Source organism: Brucella tritici (assembly GCF_008932295.1).
GTDB lineage: Bacteria > Pseudomonadota > Alphaproteobacteria > Rhizobiales > Rhizobiaceae > Brucella > Brucella tritici.
In genome coordinates this window covers 1-395 of record NZ_WBWA01000100.1, presented here as the reverse complement: position 1 = coordinate 395, position 395 = coordinate 1, and the positions used below count along the sequence as shown (strand labels likewise).

The window sequence follows — 395 nt, the reverse complement described above, 5'->3', positions numbered from 1 at the left end:
GCTACACCTTCACCGGTGGCAACGGCTTCTCGGCTATCCTGTCGCTCGAAGAAGGCGGCAACGGCGACTCCGACGTTGACGTAACGCTGAACGACTACACGCCGCACATCGTTGGCGGTCTGAAGTACGCTGGTGGTTGGGGTTCGATCGCAGCTGTTGCAGCTTACGACGCTCGTAACGAAGAGTGGGCTGGTAAGGTTCGCGGCGACGTCAACATCACGGATCGTTTCTCGGTCTGGGTACAGGGCGGTTACAAGTCCAACGACGACACCTATGCAGTTGACGGTGCTGGTTACTCCTACCGCGTAATCGACTCGTTCTACGGCACGTGGGGCGGCGACTGGGCTGTCTGGGGTGGCGCTGCATTCAAGGCAACCGAAAAGGCTACCTTCAAC

At 59.0% G+C, this 395-nt stretch carries 1 protein-coding gene; it reads left to right on the top strand.

Annotated elements, in window-relative coordinates:
- Positions 1-395, top strand: a 395-nt coding sequence (locus F9K91_RS25625; RefSeq protein ID WP_208852736.1) for a porin, incomplete at both ends; no start/stop codon positions are given.